General features: G+C 73.1%; 16 protein-coding genes, 1 tRNA gene and 1 pseudogene. 8 read left to right on the forward strand and 10 right to left on the reverse strand.

The window, feature by feature from the left end; all coding sequences use genetic code 11:
- Positions 1 to 5 precede the first annotated feature (5 nt).
- Genes IE185_RS23430 through IE185_RS23445 form a run of 5 tightly spaced genes read right to left on the reverse strand, consistent with a single transcriptional unit; the run spans position 6 to position 8,050 of the window.
- A complete protein-coding gene (locus IE185_RS23430; RefSeq protein ID WP_229843654.1) occupies positions 6 to 1,280 on the reverse strand; it encodes an extracellular solute-binding protein in 1,275 nt (424 codons plus the stop codon).
- A complete protein-coding gene (locus IE185_RS33265) occupies positions 1,277 to 2,317 on the reverse strand; it encodes a GlnX family signal transduction membrane protein (protein ID WP_229843655.1) in 1,041 nt (346 codons plus the stop codon). Before IE185_RS33265 ends, IE185_RS23430 begins: the two co-directional genes overlap by 4 nt.
- Positions 2,314 to 3,687, reverse strand: coding sequence for a vWA domain-containing protein (locus IE185_RS23435; RefSeq protein ID WP_189715906.1), 1,374 nt, complete (start codon positions 3,685 to 3,687; stop codon positions 2,314 to 2,316). Before IE185_RS23435 ends, IE185_RS33265 begins: the two co-directional genes overlap by 4 nt.
- The gene (locus tag IE185_RS23440) at positions 3,684 to 6,068 is read right to left on the reverse strand and encodes a serine/threonine-protein kinase (RefSeq protein WP_189715908.1); all 2,385 of its coding nucleotides are present in this window, start codon (positions 6,066 to 6,068) and stop codon (positions 3,684 to 3,686) included. The genes IE185_RS23435 and IE185_RS23440 overlap by 4 nt, the downstream gene beginning before the upstream one ends.
- Positions 6,065 to 8,050: a S1 family peptidase gene (locus IE185_RS23445; RefSeq protein ID WP_189715910.1), complete on the reverse strand. Its 1,986-nt coding sequence runs from the start codon at positions 8,048 to 8,050 to the stop codon at positions 6,065 to 6,067. The genes IE185_RS23440 and IE185_RS23445 overlap by 4 nt, the downstream gene beginning before the upstream one ends.
- Before the next feature lie 67 nt (positions 8,051 to 8,117).
- Between IE185_RS23445 and IE185_RS23450 the strand changes: the two genes are divergently transcribed.
- The 3 genes from IE185_RS23450 (at position 8,118) to IE185_RS23460 (ending at position 11,173) form a co-directional block, all read left to right on the forward strand.
- Positions 8,118 to 8,438, forward strand: a complete 321-nt coding sequence (locus tag IE185_RS23450) for a trypco2 family protein (protein ID WP_138899497.1) — start codon at positions 8,118 to 8,120, stop codon at positions 8,436 to 8,438.
- A 180-nt stretch (positions 8,439 to 8,618) separates the two neighbouring features.
- On the forward strand, positions 8,619 to 9,584 hold the full coding sequence (locus IE185_RS23455) for an adhesin (RefSeq protein WP_229843656.1): 966 nt from the start codon (positions 8,619 to 8,621) through the stop codon (positions 9,582 to 9,584).
- Positions 9,585 to 9,757: 173 nt separating this feature from the next.
- Positions 9,758 to 11,173, forward strand: coding sequence for an FG-GAP-like repeat-containing protein (locus tag IE185_RS23460; RefSeq protein ID WP_229843657.1), 1,416 nt, complete (start codon positions 9,758 to 9,760; stop codon positions 11,171 to 11,173).
- Between the two features lie 110 nt (positions 11,174 to 11,283).
- Here IE185_RS23460 and IE185_RS33270 read toward each other — a convergent pair.
- From IE185_RS33270 to IE185_RS23470, 3 genes and pseudogenes are all read right to left on the reverse strand, one after another.
- Positions 11,284 to 11,534 (reverse strand): annotated as a pseudogene (locus IE185_RS33270) (hypothetical protein); the annotation flags it as partial.
- Positions 11,535 to 11,557: 23 nt separating this feature from the next.
- Entirely contained in the window at positions 11,558 to 11,944 is a 387-nt protein-coding gene (locus tag IE185_RS23465) for a LapA family protein (protein WP_229843658.1), read from the reverse strand.
- A gap of 226 nt (positions 11,945 to 12,170) precedes the next feature.
- Positions 12,171 to 12,929, reverse strand: coding sequence for a GntR family transcriptional regulator (locus IE185_RS23470; RefSeq protein ID WP_138899289.1), 759 nt, complete (start codon positions 12,927 to 12,929; stop codon positions 12,171 to 12,173).
- Positions 12,930 to 13,038: 109 nt separating this feature from the next.
- On the opposite strand from IE185_RS23470, the gene IE185_RS23475 reads away from it, so the two are divergent.
- From IE185_RS23475 to IE185_RS23485, 3 genes are all read left to right on the forward strand, one after another.
- On the forward strand, positions 13,039 to 13,284 hold the full coding sequence (locus IE185_RS23475) for a hypothetical protein (protein ID WP_138899288.1): 246 nt from the start codon (positions 13,039 to 13,041) through the stop codon (positions 13,282 to 13,284).
- Between the two features lie 154 nt (positions 13,285 to 13,438).
- Entirely contained in the window at positions 13,439 to 13,627 is a 189-nt protein-coding gene (locus IE185_RS23480; RefSeq protein ID WP_138899287.1) for a hypothetical protein, read from the forward strand.
- 86 nt (positions 13,628 to 13,713) lie between these two features.
- On the forward strand, positions 13,714 to 14,196 hold the full coding sequence (locus IE185_RS23485; RefSeq protein WP_138906029.1) for a UCP032817 domain-containing protein: 483 nt from the start codon (positions 13,714 to 13,716) through the stop codon (positions 14,194 to 14,196).
- Between the two features lie 542 nt (positions 14,197 to 14,738).
- On the opposite strand, the gene IE185_RS23490 is transcribed toward IE185_RS23485, so the two are convergent.
- A tRNA-Arg gene (locus IE185_RS23490) sits at positions 14,739 to 14,814 on the reverse strand.
- A 350-nt stretch (positions 14,815 to 15,164) separates the two neighbouring features.
- On the opposite strand from IE185_RS23490, the gene IE185_RS23495 reads away from it, so the two are divergent.
- Together IE185_RS23495 and IE185_RS23500 are read left to right on the forward strand one after the other, a co-directional pair.
- Positions 15,165 to 16,415: an MFS transporter gene (locus IE185_RS23495; RefSeq protein ID WP_138897225.1), complete on the forward strand. Its 1,251-nt coding sequence runs from the start codon at positions 15,165 to 15,167 to the stop codon at positions 16,413 to 16,415.
- A 133-nt stretch (positions 16,416 to 16,548) separates the two neighbouring features.
- Positions 16,549 to 18,234, forward strand: coding sequence for a class I adenylate-forming enzyme family protein (locus tag IE185_RS23500; protein ID WP_189715914.1), 1,686 nt, complete (start codon positions 16,549 to 16,551; stop codon positions 18,232 to 18,234).
- Positions 18,235 to 18,253: 19 nt separating this feature from the next.
- Here IE185_RS23500 and IE185_RS23505 read toward each other — a convergent pair whose 3' ends face one another.
- The gene (locus tag IE185_RS23505) at positions 18,254 to 19,561 is read right to left on the reverse strand and encodes a M6 family metalloprotease domain-containing protein (RefSeq protein WP_138897224.1); all 1,308 of its coding nucleotides are present in this window, start codon (positions 19,559 to 19,561) and stop codon (positions 18,254 to 18,256) included.
- Positions 19,562 to 19,801 lie beyond the last annotated feature (240 nt).

The following is a 19,801-nucleotide window of genomic DNA, read 5'->3' on the forward strand; positions in this document are numbered from 1 at the left end:
GACGGTTACGGAGTCCCCGTCCCGCCCGTCGGCGCCGCGCAGACCGACGGGACCCGGGGCGTGCCGAGTTCTGCGTGCCGCAGCCGTTCGTCCTCCAGCTGGGCGAGCAGGCCCTTCAGCAGCTTCTTGTCCTCCGGAGCCGCGAGGAACTCCAGTACCGCCCGGTAGAAGGCGCCCCGCACCCCCGGCGGCATGACGTCCGACGCGTCCGCGCACAGCCGCTTCGCGCCCGTCAGGGTGTCGTGCACGGCCCGGTTCGCCCAGGTCTCGCCGTACGAGCCGACGGAGACCGGGAAGAACGGCCGGTTGCTCTCCGGCACCGCCCGCGCCCAGGTGGCCCGCGCCTCGTCCCCGGTGAGGAAGGTGATCAGGGCCCGCGCGCCGCTCGTGTCGTCGAACAGCGCCGCCATGTCGCCCGCCACCTCGTACGCGCCCCGTTCGTTGCGGAGTTCGGCGACGGCCCGGGTGGTCGGCACGTACGTGATGTCCTCGTCGTACAGCCGCCGGACGAAGCTGCCCTGGTGCTCGCGTCGGCATCCGTCGCCGGACCGCTTCAGCAGCCCCTTGCCGTCGTTGCCGTTGAAGTCGTTGCCGAGAGCGGCGTCCGCCTGCGACCGGTCACCGCCGGGGGCCATCAGCCGGCCCCACGTCTCCCAGGCCGTGCGGACCTCGTCGCTGTCCCAGGGCAGTTCGCCGGTGGCCCACAGCTCGTACACGTCCGGGCCCCACTTCTGGAGCAGGATGTCCTCGATCCAGTCGCTGCCGGGCCACCCCGACGTCGCGCCGGAACCCACGCCGACGCACCAGTCGCCCTTCTGGGGCGCACGGCCGGGGTAGTGCCAGACCACGCTCTTCAGGTCGACCTTGATCGGCGTCCAGTACGCGTTCTTGCGGCCCTTGACGGTGAGTTCGGGCGCCCACGGTTCCGGGGAACGCTCGCGGACGTTCTCGGGAAGCGGTACGAGCACACCCTGGTGCGCGTACTCGGTGAGCTCGCCGAGGCTGTTCAGCACGGCGATGTCCGGCGGCGATCCGGCCTCCACCTGGGCGAGCAGCGTCTCGCGCAACGACGTGGTGCCCTGGTAGTCGTACCTGATCCCGTACTTCTTCTCGAACTGGTCGAGCACCGTCTCGAAGCTCTTCTCCTCGTCACCGGTCCACGGGCCGAGCACGCTGACGACCGGTGGCGGCTCCTCCGCACACGCGGCGCAGGACAGCGCGAGTCCGGCGAGGAGGCAGAGGGACAGCAGGAGGCGCGGCGGACGGGCGGGGCGTTTCACTTGCGGCCTCCTGCGGGGCTCCGGGGAACGGCGTACTCGACGAGGAGCGACTGGAGCGTCCACAGGACGACCCCCGCCATCAGCCCGGTCCCGAGCGGGATGAACACCGTGCCCCGGACCCATGCCTCGGTGTTGCCCTCCCGCACGGCCTCGGCGATGCCGTCCTCGGCGGCGGCCACGGCCCCCGTCTGAGCCCCGGGGGTGCCGACCGGCGTCAGCGGGGCGACCGCCTCCTGCATCCCCGTCTGGCTCGCGTGCGCCTGCCAGGTCCCGAACGCCAGCACGGGAACGGCCGCCAGCAGCAGGGTCACCGCCGCCAGCGGGACGCTCAGCCGCAGCCGGAAGCGCCGGCGCAGGAACACCTGGGTGCCCACCAGCCGCACGCCGAGCAGCGCGCAGGCCGCCACCGCGACCGGCCAGGCCAGCAGGGGCGCGGCGCCCCAGTCCTCCTGGTGGTCCAGCGCGTCGGTCTGCCGGGCCTGGAGCGTGACGATCCGGGCGAGGATGCCCGTCTCGGGCTCGTGCATCATGCGCCGCGCGTACGTGAGGTTGGCGCTGCTCAGTTTCGGCTGGTGCGACTGGGTCCACGCCCCGTCGATGCGCAGCGCGTAGCTGTCGACGAGCCCGGCCACGATCCGCAGCGTCTGCCGGTCCTCGCGGTCGAGTGAGCCCGTGGCGGCGGCCCGGCCGAGGCTGCTCTTCGCCTCGGCGACCTGGGTCCGGTACTCCTCGCCGCGCGGCAGGATGTCCGGCCACTCGTGGTGGTCGGTCCGGTAGTCCAGGTGGTCGTCGGCGGTGGTGTGGGCCTGGCGCAGGAAGGTGTGCGCCCTGGCCAGTTCGACGACGGCGGGGCCGGTGCGCTCGCGGATCGACACGGAGTCGCGGTGGACCTCGTCGTACGCGCCGAAGAGCGCCGCGCCGCCGACGGCGGTCAGGGCGAGCAGCCAGGTGAGCTGGCGGCGCAGGTAGCCGACCGTGGAGACGCCGTCGGCCCCGGTGGCCGAGCGCCAGAACCGGCGCGACGGGCCGGAGATCACGCGTCACCGTCCCGGGGCCCGGGGCGCGGCCCGGTCCGCTGGGGCAGCATCGTGCTGTGGGCGCGCAGGACCATCGCGGAGTTGATGTCGAGCGGCCGGATGTCGGGGCGCACCTCCACCTCGCCGGCGGCCGCGTCGATGATCCGTACGACGTCGCCGAGCCGTTGCAGCATCGGTTCGTTGCCCATCGCGTGGGCCCGGCGCACCGCCTCGCCCCACGCGGCGCGGGCCCCTTCCGTGTCGCCGGCGCGCTGGGCGGCGCGGCCCGCTTCCAGGCCGCGGACCAGGGCGTCGTGGTGGGCGTAGTGGGCGACCTTGGGGTCGTACGCGCTGTAGAGGTCGCGGTGCCGCGTCCAGTGGACCAGCACGGGCCGCGCCGGGGGGAGCACCGGCCCCAGTTCTCCCGGCGGGGCGTCCTGCGGCGCCTCCCGCACGATCTTCAGGTCGGCCAGCCACAGGGCCCGGTCGACCGGTTCCCGCGGCGAACGGGAGGCGGCCACGCACACGAGGTACTCGCGGGTCTCGTCGCCCCACGGCGGCGTACGGAACTCCACGCACCGGTCGCCGGCCGGCACCCGCTCCGGGAGCAGGTCCCGGCGGGTGGGGTGGACCTGCCGCACGGTGAGCGGTTCGCTGCCCGCGCGGTGGGTGAGGCGCAGCCGCAGACCGGTGAGGTGCCGGGCGGTGGACTCGGCGGTGACGGAACGGAACTCGCCGGGCAGCGCGTCGAGGTCCCGTACGGCGTCGGCCCTGCCGTCGAGGCTGTCGGCCACCAGGTGCAGCTCGTCGGGGTCCCAGTCCTCGCCGATGCCGATGGCGTCACAGGTGAACAGGCCCGAACAGGCAACGAGTTCGGCGGTCAGCGCGTCCGGCTGCTCGTGTTCGTTGCGGCCGTCGCCGAGCAGCAGCGCGTGCCGGACGGCGGGCCCGGGGAGGCCCCCGAACAGCTCGCGGGCGAGGGCGAGCCAGCTGCCGATGGCCGTGCCGCCGCCCGGCGCGAGGCGTTCCACCGCGTCCTGGGCCTCCGTGCGGGTGGTGGCGTCGGCCCGTACGAGTGCGGGGGACTGCCCAGGGCCCCCGGGGTAGACCAGCTCCGCCGTGTGGCGTCCGGCGACGACCGCGAAGTACGTGCCGTCGGGCAGCGCGCGTATCGCCTCCGCCGCCGCTGCCTGGGCGGCCCACAGCTTCTCGCGCGGGTAGCCCATGGAGGCCGAGCAGTCGAGGAGCAGGACCTCGGCCCGGGCGGGGGGCGCGGGAGCCGCCGCTCCTTCCCCGGCCGCCGGAAGCGACACCGTCACGGTCACCACGGCGCACATGCGCGTCCCGCCCTCGGCCCCGCGTTCGGCCCAGACGTAGGGCTGCTGGCTCACTTCGAGGGAGACGACTCCAGCGGCCGGGGCACCTTCCCCGTCTCCCGTGTCGTGCGCACTTCGCGTGCCGTCCTGAGCCATGCGTGCTCCTTGTGTGTCCAGCGCAGTGGCCTGATCCCGTTGGCCAGGTCGAGGAGTGCGTGCGCGCGTGCGTCACCCGCCTGCTGGGAAAGGCCCCGGTACGCCTCCTCCAGGCGTCCGCGCAGTCTGTTCTCGGTGAGGTCGGGGTCCTGGACGCGTTCGCGCAGGGCGGCCAGCCGCCGGCCCGCGCCCCGGGCGTCGTCCGGCGCCCCGCGGACCCAGTCGAGGACGACCTCCCGGATGTGCGTCTCCAGCCGCAGGGACGCGTGCCGGTCCGTCAGTCCTTCCTCCTCCCGCAGCCGGGTCACCCGGGCGAGCGCGGCGGCGATGGACTCCAGCGGAGGCGGCGCGCCGTCCGGGGACCGCCGGCCCGCCAGGATCCGTACGATCGCGGTCCGCGCGGCCGTGCGGTGCCGGGAGTCCTTGGGCACGTGCTCCAGGATGTCCAGGGCCTTCTCCCGTTCCTCGCGGGCGAGATGGATGCGGGCCAGCCCGAAGGCCGCGCTGCCGAGGGAGTGGTTGCGCAGCCAGACCGCCTCGTAGTAGTCGCGGGCGCGGTCCGGGCGGCCGAGCCGCTCGTGGCAGTACCCCAGGGCGAGCTTCGGGGCGTACTCGCCGGGCAGTGAGTCGTAGACGAGGTCGAACTCCGCGCGCGCCTCGGCGATCCGGTCGTCACCGAGGTGCAGCAGCCCGGCGTGCCAGTGCAGCCGCCAGTCGTGCGGCGCCATCGCGCCGATCAGGGCGGTGGCCAGGTCGAGTTCGATGCGGGCCCGCTCGTGGTGGTGCGCGCGCGGCTGGGGGCGGCGGACCGAAGCGCGGCGGGCCAGGCCGAGGTGGAGGCGGCAGCGCAGGAGGTGCAGTTCCGGGGACGGCGTCCAGTCCGCCAGCAGTTGCAGCAGCCCCGGCGCGTCGAACGAGATGCGGGCGAGGGAGGCCGCCTGGGGGTCGTCGGGGTCGGTCTTGGGCACGGGCAGGCCCGCCGCGACCTCGTCGGGGGAGGGGCGCGCGGCGTTGAGGGGCAGGCGGTGCGTGCCGTACGCCCAGCGGTCGAGGGTGGGGGCCTCGCCGAGCCCGCCGTCGAGTGCGGCCGACGCCGGTTCGAAGAGCCGGGAGGGCTCGAAGGTCTCCGTGCCGAGCCGCAGTGACCGCAGTTCGCGGATGACGCCTCGCAGTTGGAGCGACATCTCGGCGGCCGTGGCGAACCGTTTGCGCGGCTCCGGGTCGGTGGCGCGGGCCAGCGCGCGGCGCAGGGACTCGGCGCCGAGGCCGGGGGCGGGGTGGTGCGCGGAGTCGGTGAGCTCGCGCAGCGTCACGCCGACGCTGTAGAGGTCGGACTGCGGGTGCGCCCGGCCGTCCTGCTCGACCTCGGGGCCCTTGTACGGGTCGGTGTACGGGCCGGGCGCGCCGAACTCCCGTACCCCGCCCACGTCGATGATCTTGATGCCGTCGCCGCAGTGCATGACGTTGTCCGGCTTCATGTCGCCGTACACCTTGCGCTCGTGCGTGTGCAGGTAGCCGAGCGCGTCGAGGATCCGGATGCCGTAGCTCACGATGAACTCGTGCACGCGCGGACCGGCGAACGGCTCCTCGTCGCGCGCGATCCGCTCGGCGATCTGGTGCAGCGCCATACCGCCCGCGAACTCCATCACGATGTAGTCGGTGCCGGTGGGGCGGTGCGTCGCGTAGTTGATGACGCGGATGATGTCCTTGTGGTTGAGGTCGGTGAGGTGCCGGCGTTCGCGCAGCGCGACCTCGCGGGCCAGCGGGCTGTGCGGGTTGCGCAGCCCCTTGAGGGCGACGGGGCGGTGGTAGAGCTGGGCGTCCTCGGCGAGGTAGACCCAGCCGAGTCCGCCGTGGGCGATGGGCCCGACGACCTGGTACTGGTCGGCGAGCACGTCGTCGGCGGACAGCTGGGGCTGGAGCGCGTACGGCGTGCCGCAGCTGCAGCGCCCCTCGGTCGTCACGACGCCGATGAGCTCCGTGCAGTCCGGGTTCCCGCAGCGCATGACGTGGGAGGAGGGCTGGTCCTCGACGGGTTCGACGAGGAGGGCGGGGTCGGGGACCTCGACGTGCGGCAGGTCCATGAGGTTCTCGCCGGCGGGGGTGAGGACGAACTGGGCGGCGGCCCGGGCTCCGGAGCGGGCCGCCCTGAGCTCCGCCGTCGCCCTCGCCTCCGCCTCCGTCCGCGCCGGTGCCTGCGCTTCGGCCTCCGTCCCGGAGTCCACGGGCAGGCCGGTGAGGTCGCAGAAGCCGGTCTCGGTGACGTGCCCGGTGCACCCGGGGTGCGGACACGGTCTCATCGGTCCCCCTCCGCCGTCGTCGCCGCCGTTGCCGCCGGTCCGGGGTCCGGTGCCGGTTCCGCCGGGCGATCCGCCGCCCGCGCACCGGGCGCGAGTGCCGCGCGGGCTTCCCGTACGAACCGGTCGACCGCTGCCTCCGCCACCCTCAGCTCGCAGGGACCGCCGGTCAGCAGCCGCTGGGCCTCTTGGTGCGCGGAGGCCGCCGTCTCGGTCAGACCGTGGGCGGCGAGGCGCGCCTGGTGACCGTCGAGGAGCCCCCGCAGGTCCTGGTGGCGGGCGAGCTGCCGGGCCAGCAGCCGGTGGGCGGCCTCCGCCTCCAGCAGGGCGGTCTCCACGGTTCGTTCGACGTACGACAGCTTGACCAGGAATCCGGTCGCGCCCCGCTGCGGGTCCGCTTCGAGGCGGGCCGCCTTGAGTTCGAGGTCCGGGGCGTACCGGGGGACGGCGGGCAGCGGCGTGACGCAGGTCGCCGCCCGCCGCCGTAACTCCCGGGCGCTCTCCTCGGTACGGGCGAGCGCGCGGATGCGGCGGCCGACGCGGTCCAGCCAGAGCCGGGGACGGGACGGGTCGAGGAGGAGTTCGTACGTACGGCGCAGGGCCGGCGATTCGTGCTGCCGGAAGACGAGCAGGAGCCGCCCGCCGCGCCGCACCAGCGTGTTTAGCAACTCGACCGTCTCCAGCGGCTGGAGCGCGTCGTCCACCCCTCGGGCCACGGTGGTCAGCGGCAGGGCGTCGGCGGCGATGCGCGCGGGCATGGGCAGGAGGCCGGGCCCGTCGAGCGCCATGCCCTCGGCGATCTCCTCGGCGATCTGGGCCGGGGACTTGCCGCTCACGTCGACGGCCAGGTCGAGACTGCCCGCGCGGGGCGCGGTGACGCCGCGCCCGGGGCCGGAGGCGGCGACGGAGGTGCGGGGCGACTGCTCGCGGTCCGCCAGGGTGAGGGTGGTGCGCAGGGCGAGGGCGGCGTCCAGGTCCTCGTCCCGTACGAACGTGATCTCCACGTCGGCCAGGTCGTCCTCGCCGGCCAGCCAGCGGGTGAGCCAGCGGGCGAACCCGGGGTCGGGGGCGCGGCGGGAGTGGGGGCGGGCCGGGCTGGTGGGGTGGTTGGGGCTCGCGAGAGATGCGGGGCCTGTGTGGTCCGTGGCGTCTGTGGGGTCGGTGGGGCCGGTATGACCGGCGGGCGGGCCGGTCCCGTCCGTGGTGGGGGCGGCCGGTGCGGTGGTGAGCAGGTCCGCCTCGGCGGCGAGGAGGCCGGGAACGGCGGCGAGGGTGGCGGGGTCGACGGACAGGGTGGCGGGGACCGGACGGCGGCCGCTCACGCAGCGCTCGCGCACGAGGTCCAGGTGTTTGACGACCGTGCCGGTCGGGATCATGTAACCGTGCCGGTGGCGCGCGCCCTCACGCTCGGAGTCCAGCTTGCTGACGACGATGCCGATGACACGGCCGGTGCGGTTGTCGACGACCCCGGCGCCGCTGAAGCGCCGCATGAGGGTGTCGGTCTCCGTGACGGGATCGATCTGCACCCACTCGTCGCCGGGCCCGCCCGGCCCCTTGATGAGCGCCTCGGCCCACTTGCCGCCGGTGATGCGGGAGGGGTAACCGGCGAAATGGACGCGACGATTCCAGATGGTCGGCATGCGGTGGAGGGTGGCGTACGCGGTGACGGGTGGCGGCCCGGAGAGCTGGAGGAGGGCGAGATCGCCGCTGTGGTCGTCGGCGCGCGGGACCCAGTGGCCCGGTACGACGACGGCCCGCAGACCTGCGGTGTCCCCGCCGCCGGCGCCGGGGAACTCGACCGTCACGAACGGCTGGTGGTCGTCCGTGTCGGGAATCCGGATGACGTGCGCGCAGGTCAGCACGAGCCCGTCACCGAGCAGCACACCGGCTCCGAGCACCTGTTCCCGCGGTCCGGGAAGGCGCAGTCGTACCCGCCAAGTTTCTTGATCCGTACGGAAGTTGTTCTCACCGCGCGACGCCCCCATGCTGTACCAGCATAGTCGCGGTAGGTGACAATGGGGCCTTGGCGGCAGAGGGGGGATGTGAGCAGATATGAACGTCGACGCCGAACCGCAGGGCGCGAAACTGGCCGATGTGATCAGCCAGGTGCGAGCCGATCTGGAGGAGGCGCAGCGCCGGGGCAGGGAAAGTGATCTGCGGTTCCGGGTGGAGAAGGTGAGCCTGGAGTTCGCGGTGCAGATCCGTCAGGAGACGGGCGGCAAGGGAGGTCTGCGCATCGGGGTGGTCACGGCCGACGTGGGCAGGACGACCGCGAACGACACCACCCACCGCATCCAGGTGGAACTCCAGCCCCGGGGGCGGGACTCCGGCGGCGTACTCGATGTGGGCGGACAGGTGGAGGACGCCGACTAGGACGGGAGGGCCGGTCACGGTGACCGGCCCTCCCGTACGGGCACGAGCCGCCCCGGCGCCCAATCGTGCGCATCCTCTGTCTCACGACGGCGGCCTCATGCATAGTGGGCCCTTGGCTGCCGGGGAGCTGCCGGCCGACCGTCCAGGCGGATCCACGAGCTCGGGTGCGAGAAGGTCTTCATGGTGTGCGAACGGTGCGGTGGCGGACGCAGAGGCGCGCTGCCGGGCATGGCCTGTCCGGACTGCGGGACCGCCGCCGGTGACGGCCGGGTGGCCGGCGGCTCGTGGGTCGCCCGCGAGACCGTGGCGGGCCGCCTGTCCACCCTCTCCCGGCCGCGAAAGGCCCTGCTGGTCACGGCGGTCGTGCTCACCGTGGCCGTCCTCGTCACCTCGGCCACGCTGCTGGCCGACGCGGACGGCGACAGCGGCGGCGGTACGGGCGGCCCCGTGGGCAACGCGGACGACCTGGCCCGCGGAGTACCGACCCGGATCGGCCCGACCGGCCCGCCCGACACCCCGGCCACGCCCTCGGCGAGCGCGAGCCGGACCCCGGCCCCGAGCAGCCCCGCCGCCACCTCCCGGCCCCCGGCGAAGAAGCCGAAGCCGCCCAAGCGCCCACCGGCGGCCCGCCACCCCGCCTTCACCGCGTGGGCGGGACCGGGCTGTTCCTCCGGCCGCTACGAGGAGTTCGGCCGCTTCGAGAACGGCGACGCCGGCTGGTACACGGTCGACTCCGGCGGCTACGAGGGCGGTTCCTGCGACGGCCGCTTCTCCGCCGTCCCCATGTCGGGCGCCGAGGACCAGGACCGGGGCAACACCGCGACCTGGTCGTGGCGGGTGGGCGACGGCTTCGCCGCGTGCGCGCTGTCCGTCTACGTACCCGAGAGCCGCCGCGACACGGACGTCGCCGGCCACCCCACCTTCTACCGGCTGCTCGCCGACCCCGACGACAACTCGTCGTCGTACGCCGCCTTCGCCGTCCGCCAGACCGCCCACCGGGGCAGCCTGGTGTCCGTCGGCAGCTACGAGGTCAAGGGGGACAGCTTCGCCGTCCAGCTCGTCGACCGGGGCCGTGACTGGGGCGACGACGACCTGGTGGGAGCCCACCACGCGGCGGCCCAGATGAAACTCTCCTGCCGCGCGTAGGACGGCGCGGCGTACGATCACCGGCCGCTGCCGTGCGCGCCGGAACGGCCGCGACGACGGCCGCAGAGCGTCGTTCACCCGGTCTTCGGCCGCGTACAACTTTTCGGCCATCGCGCTTGTCATAGGACACCGAAGCCGCGAAGCGGCGTCGGTTTCCAGACAGGAGCACCACCTTGCGCGTACGTACCCTGGCCGTTGTCACGGCTGCCGCCCTCGCCGTCGCGGGGCTCGTTGCCCCGGCGGCCGTCGCGGCCCCCTCCGGCCTGTCGGACGACTTCAACGGCGACGGCTACCGCGACCTCGCCATCGGCACGCCGAAGGCGAGCGGCGGCACGGTCACCGTGCTCTTCGGCTCGGCGTCCGGCGTCAGCCCCGCCCGCTCGGTGAACATCACCCAGAACACCCCGGGCGTGCCCGGGACCTCGGAGTCCGTGGACCAGTTCGGCGAGAACGTCACCGGCGGAGACGTCGACGGGGACGGCTACGCCGACCTGATCATCGGCGCCCCCCACGAGCGGATCACGGGCAGCGCGAACGGCGCCGTGACCATCGTCTGGGGCGGAGCGAAGCCGTTCACACGCGGCGGCGCCATGCTCACCGCCCCGAGCGCCGACGCCCACCTGTTCGGCCAGAGCACCTCCTTCACCGACCTCGACGGCGACGGCACCGGCAACCTCGTGGTCGTCGGCAGCAACACCTTCTGGTCGTACGACGACGGGAACCCCACCCAGGGCGGGGCGCTCGCGCCGACGGCGAAGTTCCTCCCCGAGGACGTGCAACTCGACGGTGTCGTGGCCGGCCACTTCTCCAGCACCGACGGCAGCGACTACGTCCTGCACGGCCGGCGCAACAACGATCACAGCGTCGCCCCTTACGTGGGACTGCTGCGCGGCGGTCCCGGCGACATCGGCTCCTCCTACGCGGTCCTGGCCGAAGGCGACCCGAGCGCCACCGAATGGGCGGCGGCCGTGGCGGCGGGCGACATCAACGGCGACGGGTTCGACGACCTGGTCACCGGCAACAGGGCGGCCGGGCAGGGCGGTTCGTTCACCGTGCGGTACGGCAGGGCGGCCGGACTCCCCGCCCAGGGCACCACGTACACCCAGGACAGTGCGGGTGTCCCGGGCACCGACGAGGCGTACGACAACTTCGGCGCCGCCGTCGCGGTGGGCGACGCGACCGGCGACGGCTACGCGGACATCGCGGTCGGCGCGACCTACGAAGAGGTCGACGGCCGCCGCAGCGTCGGCAACGTGGTGTTCCTGAAGGGCAGTGCCGCCGGCCTGACCACGAGCGGAGCCCGGTCCGTCCACCAGGCCACATCGGGTGTGCCGGGCGCCGCCGAGGCCGGCGACCACTTCGGCTCCTCGCTGCGGCTTCGCGACATCGACGGCAACGGCAGGGCCGACCTCGCGGTCGGCGCGTTCGGGGAGGACGTCGTGCCCAACGGGTACGACGACGGGGCGGCCTGGGTGTTGCGCGGCGCGGCCACGGGCCTGACGACGACCGACGCGACGGCCTTCAACGCGACGGACTTCGGCTACCCGGTCGTCGAGGGCCGCAAGTTCGCCGCCGTCTTCGCCCGCTGACGCACCCCCCGGGCCCACGCGGCCGTCTCCGCGTGGTTGCCTTCGCGCTCCTGTGAGGCGGCGCGTGCCCGCGCCGCCTCACGGGGACCGCCGTGGACCCTGGTCGGCGGTGCGACCGGCCCGGGCAGCCGGGCTGCCTGGTCGGCGGCCAGCAGGTCTTGCCGGCTCCGGCCACGCCGTTGAGCAGCGTCAACGGTGTCCGCAGCGCCTGGCCGAGGTGGTCGACGAGCCGCTGCCGCCGCAGGAACGTGGCCGGGCGCGCGGGGGCGAACCGGGTGCGCAGGAGCGGGTCTCCCAGGGGATCGGCGTACGGAACGGCCGGTACAGCCGGTCCTTCGGGGTCCTCGTGGGCCTCGGCCACGGCGCGCTCACCACCCCTGTCTCTCAGCGTGATGTCATGGGCAGCGCTTCCTCATGTCCCCCCAGCATCCCAGCGCTCCCGCCCTGCCGCGCGGCGCTCCGCCACCCGACCGCGCACGGGCCCGTAGCCCCGGGGGCGGGGAACTGCTTCGGCCGGCGTGAGCGCCGGCTGGACCGTCTGCGCATGGCAAGGGCGCAGCCGAGTACGCCGAGGGCCCAGGAGATCAGCAGCGCGCCCCACAGCGGCATCGTCACCACCGGAACGAGCAGGCGGATCTCGACGCTCGCGCGGTTCTCGAAGATGAAGACCAGAGCGACCGCGGTGATCAGGACGAACGGTACGAGGCGCCGGACGGCCGGGCGGGAAAGGAACGGCGTGTGCGCCTTGTGGTCTGTGCCGGTCTGAGCCACGGGGTCTCCCCATCACGTTGCCCCGCCTCCAGCGTCCCCTCACCACCCGGGCCGCGCCACCCAAGGGCCAGAGGCCCTGCCAACCCCTTCTACTCCCGGGACTTGGGGCTAACGCGCGCCCGGCAGCTCCCAGCCCACCGGCCTGACCCCGTTCCGCCGCCAGTGCCCGTGAACAACGACGCCCCCTGTTCGGACTGCCCGGGCAGGGGCCCTTCGTACGTCCTGATCAGTCGCGCTGTATGCCGATCTCGTACGCGACTTCCCAGCGCACGTCAGGGACGACGATGTCCGCGGTCTCGACCGGCCGTCCGTCCATGTCGTAGTAGGTGCGCTCGATCTGCATGACCAGGTCGCCGACGGAGATGCCGAGGAGGTTTGCCTGCGCCTGGCTCGCGCGTGCAGGGCGTGGGATCTCGACCGCCGTGTCGATCTCGACACCGATGGACCGCATCCGCTCGACCACCCCGGCGCCGGCGTGCGGACCCATTTCGGGCAGCACAATGGGCGTGCCGTCCGTGATGGCCATAGGCTCCCAGGATTCGGAGAGTTGAACGGGCAGCCCGTCAGCGAGGAACTCGTAGGTCGTCACGACGCACAGGTCACCGGGCTCGATGGCCAGCCGCTCCGCGATGTGGTCCGGCGCGGGTGTGCGGGCGACGCTGCGCGACTCCCAAGTCCCGGCGCGCCCCTGCTCCTTCATGTCCGCGCGGAACGGCGACCCGCCGCGGCGCTCGCGGTGGCGGGAGCGGACCATGCGCAGGCGCTCGCGCGGCCGGCGTACGTAGGTGCCGGACCCGGACCTGCCTTCGGGGAGGCCCTCGATGATGAGGCGCTCCATGGCGCGCTGTGCGACGGACTGACCGACCCCGTACTCCTCGGCGAACCGGGCGCGGCTGGGGAGCTTTTCGCCGATGGCCCACTCGCCCGCTTTGATCCGGGCGCGCAGGGCGTCGGCCACCTGAAGATAGGGCGTTTCGCGTGGCATATGCGGCAGCTCCGGGGGTCGCACTCGACATTGGCAAAGCTAACCCATCAGGTTGAAGCTGAATACTCAGCATCACGATCGGTGATCGAGTGGTCACGAGGGGACACCCATGCGTTCCGCCGAGACCCAGGCAGCCGCCATCGCCGCGATGCTCACTGCGGCAACCGGCAGTGACCCGCGCCTCGACGAGACGCCCGACCGCATCCGCGTCGAGGCGGACATCCCCGAGGACCTCCCCTCGTTCACCCGCGCCGCAGTCCTTGCGGCGCTCACGCGGGCCCCGCGATACGGACACGACCGCGCCGCAGGCGGCGACATCGTCTGGGCGGAACTCGACAGAGAGGTAGAGCAGTGATTCAGGAAGCGGCCCGACCGCAGACCGTACCCGCGCCCCCGGACGACGCCGAGTACAAGGCAGTCTTGAAGCACGCGACCAAGTGCCCGCGCTGCTTTGAGTCCGGCTGCCTCGTCGGCGCCCGCCTGCGTCGGGCTGAGCGCGAGGCCCGGCGATGACGCAGTGCCCCAAGGGCGCCCACGAGTTGCCCTACGAGGACGACACGCGCGGCCACTGCGACGAGCACGGCGTCACCCTGCTCTGGCACGGACCGCCGATCACCCTTGAAGACTTCACGCCGGAGCCGCACGGCCGGCGCTTCCCGCCGCCCGCGCCGCGCGCGCTGGGCCGGCACCCCCACTGAGTCCCCCGCCTCGGCCGGCACGCCCCTGGACAGGTCGACGGCCGAGACGGGTTCTGCACCTCCACCACTACGAGGAGGCACCACCCATGAGTATCACCACCGAGGCGCCCGTGACCCGGGACGCCCGCGACCTGATCACCCCCGACGACCTCGCCGCCGTGGCCGCGACCGTCCAGCGGGACACCCCCGGCATGGCCTACGACATCGCGCAGGCCGTCATCCTGGAGGCGCTGAAGTTCGAGGCCGCCTGCGCGGCGCATCCCGCCGTCGGCCTGGCGCCGTCCCGAGTGGTCGACGCGGGCTGGCACGCGCTGATCCTGCACACGCGAGTGAAGGCCGGCGTGGCCGCCCGCCTCGGGTACTTCGTTCACCACACGCCGGAGGCACCCGACCCCGAAAACCGCAGCATGGACAGCCTTCTGCGCACCGAGGACGCCATCCGCGCTGCCGGGTACATCCCGCGCCCCGAGATGTGGACTGCACCCACCGACGGGAGCATCCCCGTCAGGGCCTCGTGCCAGCACTCCGACGATGGCGGCACCATCGTCATCACGCCCAAGCCCAAGTAGCCGGCCCTCTACGCTGAAATTGGAAGGGAGCACCATGGGCAAGCAGTGGATTGACCCGAGGTACGCGTGGCTGGCTGCTGCGTGGAAGCGCGCGCAGCAGCCGGACTCGCGGGACCCGCGGCCTCGGCCGGTGAGGGGATTCGTCATCCCCGCGCCGAAGGGCTGACCCGATGCCCCGGTCGGCGCCTTGCGGCGGCCGGGGCTGCCCACGACCGTGGGCGGGGCAGTTCTTTTGGGCTTGGCTGTACGAGAAGACCCCCTTTGATTCTCGCGGTGGGGGTCTCACCTGCGGGTCGGGCCTCCCCGTCCGAACGCCACAGGATCACGAACGGTATGCGTCTGGCGTCGTGGGGAGGTGCGCCGGCCCCGTTCAGTGGCAGCACCCTACGGCTTCGACGCTGCTGAGCAAGCCCCCCCCCTTTAGGGTGACGCCAAACGTAGAGCATCTGGGGAAGTGGCAACTGTGTGGCACCTGATCATGAAAGGGCCCTCCCGTTCGAATGAACGGGAGGGCCCTCGGTTCCTCTGAACTGCCATCTAGCTGGTGCCCCCGGCAGGATTCGAACCTGCGACACCCGCTTTAGGAGAGCGGTGCTCTATCCCCTGAGCTACGGAGGCAAACACATGTGGCGCCCGTGAGGGTGCCGGTCCACAGGGTACCGGATGGGTGCTCGTGCGGGTGCGGCATTGCGGGTGGGAAGATCATCGGGGCGGCGGGGGCATCGGATCTGCCGTTGTGGGGGATCGGGGCAGCCGTCCGGCGGTGGGCGGTGGGCGGTGGGGAGCGGGCGGTGGGCCGGGGGCGCCGTGCGGCCCGTCGGCCGCTCCGGGCCGGCGGCGCCGCTTCCGGTCAGCGTTCGTGCGGGAGCCGGCCGCGCTGGACCGCCCGTACGCCCGCTTCGAACATGTGATGATGCGCCACCCGTACATCGAGGGCGTCGCCACGATGCCGAACGAGGTGGCCGACCGTGCTCGAACTGCTCAAGGACCGGACGTACATCCGCTATTGGCTGGCCGTCGTCGCGTCCTTCCTCGGTGACGCCCTCACCAGGATCACCCTGATCTACGTGGTGGCCACCGAGACCTCCGACCCGGTCCTGTACGTCTCCCTCGTGGTCATCGCCCAGATGCTGCCGTCCGGCGTGCTGGGGGCCTTCGTCGGCCCGCTGGCCGACCGGTTCCCGGCGCGCGGCCTCTTGGTCGGCTCCGACCTGGTGCGGGTGGCGCTCGTCCTCGCGATGATCCCGGTCCGCGACTCGCCGCTGCTGCTGCTCGTACTGATCCTGCTCACCGGCGTCGCCAAGGCGTTCTTCGAAACGGCCCGGATCGCCGCGATCCCGCTCATCGTGCGGGGGCACGGCATCCCGACCGCGGTCGCGCTGTTCCAGTCCACGAACCACACCCTGAACCTGGTGGGCCCGGTTCTCGGCGGTCTGCTGCTCGCGTTCGGCAGCGTCTGTGCCGTCTTCGTCATCGACGCGGCGACGTTCGTCATCTCGGCGGTGCTGCTCGGCAGCATGGCCGTGCTGCGCGAGGTCCCGGTTCCCGGCCCCGACAGCGGCCGGGAGTCGTACTGGAAGTCGCTCGGCACCGGCATGTCGGGGGTGCTCGCCGTGCCGTCGCTGCGCTTCCTCGCGGTCGTCCTGGTGCCGGTGATGCTCGTCCTCGGGCTGTTCGCCACCAACCTCAACTCCCAGCTCCTCACCGTCTTCGACCTGTCCGCCTTCGACTTCGGCCTGGCGCAGGCCGCGTTCGGCGCGGGTTGCGTGATCGGCGCGCTCACCGGTCCGCCGCTGGTACGCCGGTTCTCCGGCCGGGGACTGCTCATCGGCTCGATCGCCCTGTTCGGTGTGTCCCTGCTGCTGCTCGCCCCGACCGGCCGGCTGCGCGACGCGCTGGGTGTGGGCGTCGTACTGGCCTGGTGCGTGCTGGCGGGCATCGGCTCCGGCCTCTTCCAGGTGCCGGTGGCCAACACGCTCATCAGCGACCTGCCCGAGGAACTGCGCGGGCGCGGGGTCGGGCTGCTCAACGCCCTGATGGTCAACTTCACCATCATCGGCGTGATCGTCGGCGGCCTGGCGGCCGACCTCATGGGCGTCGCCGCGTCGATCATCGTGTCCGGCGGACTGCTCCTGCCTGCCGCGGCGGTCCTCGCCGCAGCCTCCGTGCGCGACCGGAACGACCAGCGGGACCGCCCCGGGACGGAGGTGGCCTCATGACGGCCACGGCACCCCGAGCGGGTCGCCCGAGCGGGTCGCGCGGCAGAAAGATGGCTGGTGCACGGATCTTGACGGGAAGCGGCCCCCGGCATAGCGTCCGCAGGACTGAGCAACCGCTTGGAGAGGTCGGTCCGTGCCCCACAACGATCCGCTGCGCGCCGCCGAAGCCGCGCTGACCGCCCCCGGGGCGCCCTTCGAGGTCGTACGCGGCGAGGACGGCGGTCCGCTGTACGCCGGCGGGCCCCGGACGCTGCGCGAGTTCGTCGAGGCGACCTGGGCCTACGGCGACCGGCCGTTCCTCGTCGCGGACAGCGGGACGTACACGTACGGCGAGTTCTTCGCGGCGGCCTGCGCCCTGGCCCGCCGGTTCACCGACGTGCACGGGCTGGTGCCCGGGGACCGGGCCGTCATCGCCATGCGCAACCACCCCGAGTGGCAAGTCGCCTTCTGGGCCGCCCAGTTGGCCGGTCTGGTCGCTGTGCCGCTCAATGCCTGGTGGACCGAGGCGGAGGTCGCGTACGCGCTGGACGACTGCACGCCCCGCGTGCTGCTCGTCGACGGCGAGCGCCTTCCCCGGGTCGAGCCGTGGGTCGCGGGCCGCGAGGAGCCGCCCCCCGTCGTGGTGTTCCACGGCGACGCGGGGGAGTGGGGTGAGGCGTACGAGGGGATCCGGGCGGCCGATCCGCTGCTGGGGCCGCCGGACGTCGACGTACGGCCCGAGGACGACGCCACGATCATCTACACCTCCGGCACCACCGGCCGCCCCAAGGGCGCCGTGGCCACCCACCTCGCCCAGACCGGCGCCGCCACCCATCCCCGCTTCCACGCCGCGCTCTCCGCGCTCGGGCGCGGCCGGATCCCGGGGCAGGGGCCCGCCCCCGTGTCGCTCATGACGTTCCCGTTCTTCCACGTCGCCGCCTTCACCGCGCTGTACTCCGTCATGGCGGCCGGCGGCACCCTCGTCCTCATGCGCAAGTGGGACGCCGGCCGGGCACTCGCGCTGATCCGCGAACACCGCGTCACGCACTACGCCGGCGTGCCGACCACCGCCCTGCAGCTGCTGGACGCCGCCGAGGCCGCCGGGGACGGGCTGGAGAGCCTGGCGATGCTCAACACCGGCGGCGCCGCCGCGCCCGCCGGCCTCGTCGCCCGCCTCACCGCCGGCTACGGCGAGCGCGTCGAGCCGCGCAACGGCTACGGGCTCACCGAGACCAGCGGCGGCGTGATGGCCAACTTCGGCGCGTCCTACCGCGCGGACCCCGGCAGCGTCGGCCGTCCCGCGCCGGGCACCGACGTACGCGTCGCCGGGCCGCAGGGGCAGCCGCTGCCCGAGGGCGAGGTCGGCGAGCTGTGGCTGCGCGGGCAGTCGCTGTTCCGCGGGTACTGGAACGACCCCGACGCGACCGCCAGGGCCTTCGCCGACGGCGGGTGGTTCAGGACCGGGGACCTGGCGACCGTGCGGGACGGCCGCGTGAGCATCGTCGACCGGATCAAGGACATGGTCGTGCGCGGCGGCGAGAACGTGTACTGCGCCGAGGTGGAGAGCGTGCTGCACGACCACCCGGACGTGCTCGACGCCGCCGTGCTCGGCGTCGCGCACCCCGTCCTGGGCGAGGAGGTCGCCGCCGTCGTGCAGCGGCGGCCCGGCGCCACCGCCGGCGCGGACGAGCTGCGCGCGCACGTCGGCGGGCGGCTCGCCGCGTTCAAGGTGCCCGCGCACCTGCTCGTACGGGACGAACCCCTGCCGCGCAACGCCACCGGCAAGATCCTCAAACGGGAACTGCGCGCCGCCGCCGGCCGGTTCGCCGGTGGTGGGTGACCCAGGGCGTGAAGCGGTGCTAGCGCCGGTCGACGCGCACCCGGAAGTTGCCGCGCTCGTCCTCCTCGGTCACCGAGATCCGGACCCCGTACTGCCGGTCCCGGAACGACTCGCCCTCCTCGAACGGCGCGTCCGAAAGCTCCGCGTGCACATTGGGCTGCCGCGTGCAGCCCCCGCTGTCGCGCTCGCTGTCGGCGACGGTCACCGGTCCGTCGCCCGTGTCCACGTCGGCGTCGACGCGGTAGATCAGCACACCCGGTTTGCACACGGCGTCGTCGTTGCCCGCCCGGGTGCGCACCTCGACGGCGTACCCCGTCCGTTCCGTCAGCGGTACGAAGACCAGCTTCGCCCGGTCGCCGGCGTCGCGGGCGGCGAGCGGCGCCAGGACGTGCTCGCTGGTTCCGCGCGCGGACGCGCAGCGGATCTGCTCGCCGTCGAGCCAGCCCAGCTTCCACTTGTGCCAGCCCAGCAGGTCGTTGTTGGCGCCCCAGTCCTCGGACATGATGTCCCAGTGCCCGACCGCCCCGCCGCCGTCCACGGTGTAGAGGTCCGGCAGCCCGAAGACATGGCCGTTCTCGTGCGGCAGCACCCGGAAGCCCGTCTCGCCGTACGATCCGGACCCGTCGTCCTGGCGGCTGTAGACGAACGAGGTGTTGGCGAGCGGGACGCCGTCGGCGCGCGGCGCGTCGTCGTGCCCGGAGAAGGTGACGGACAGGACGGTGTCCAGGGCCGAGGGCCCGGCGTTGGGCGTGACGAGGATGTTCACCAGGTCGTACGCGCGGAAGTCCACCCGGTCGTCGGTCTCCGCGATGATGTCCTGCACGAGGTTGCGGTAGCCGGGTTCGTACGGTGAGCCGCGGTCTATGCCGTACGCCGCGAAGGGCAGCGGCATCCGCACCCAGTCGGTGAACGGCGTGACGGGCCGGTAGCGCAGCCGCCCGTACGAACTGGTCGCGAACCACCGCGTCGTCTGCGGGAAGAACTCTTCGAACCGGTCGCGCGCCGGGCCCTTCCCCGGGGCGTCCGCGAAGTCGATCATGAGGGTGAGGGCGCGTATGTCACCCGTCGAGCGGGCGTAGCCGGGCGGCGTGGGCAGCCCCTCCGACATCTGTACGCCCATGGTGCCCGCTATCCGGCACGGCTTGAGGGCGGCCTCGTCGGCCACCGACACGGCCTGGTCGGCGCTGGACACCGGGCCGGACGCGGCGTTGGAACCGCTGGTGAGGGGGGAACCGGCCGAGGTGACCGAGGTGAGAGCGAGACCGGTGAGGACGGCGACGCTGACGATGTGGCGGGGCTTGCGTATCCGGGGGCGGGTCCGCTGCATAGATTCGCCTTCGGGTCCGCGGCAGCCGGCCGTCCCAGACTGCTCTCGTTCGATCACCCTGTGCCGGGGGCCGTCCGGGCGCCCGCTGGGTGGCCCGATCGTGCGAATTTCGGCACATGCTGTGATCCGGCTCACATGTGCTCCGGTGGGAAATAACCGGGGACGCTCTCCCCGTTTGCACCAGTGTTCGCCGAAGCGGGGACTCGGTCCCCGGTTCACCCGACCACGTACGAGAGGAAG

Origin of the sequence: Streptomyces chryseus (assembly GCF_014650755.1) — a bacterium.
Classification (GTDB): Bacteria; Actinomycetota; Actinomycetes; order Streptomycetales; family Streptomycetaceae; genus Streptomyces; species Streptomyces chryseus.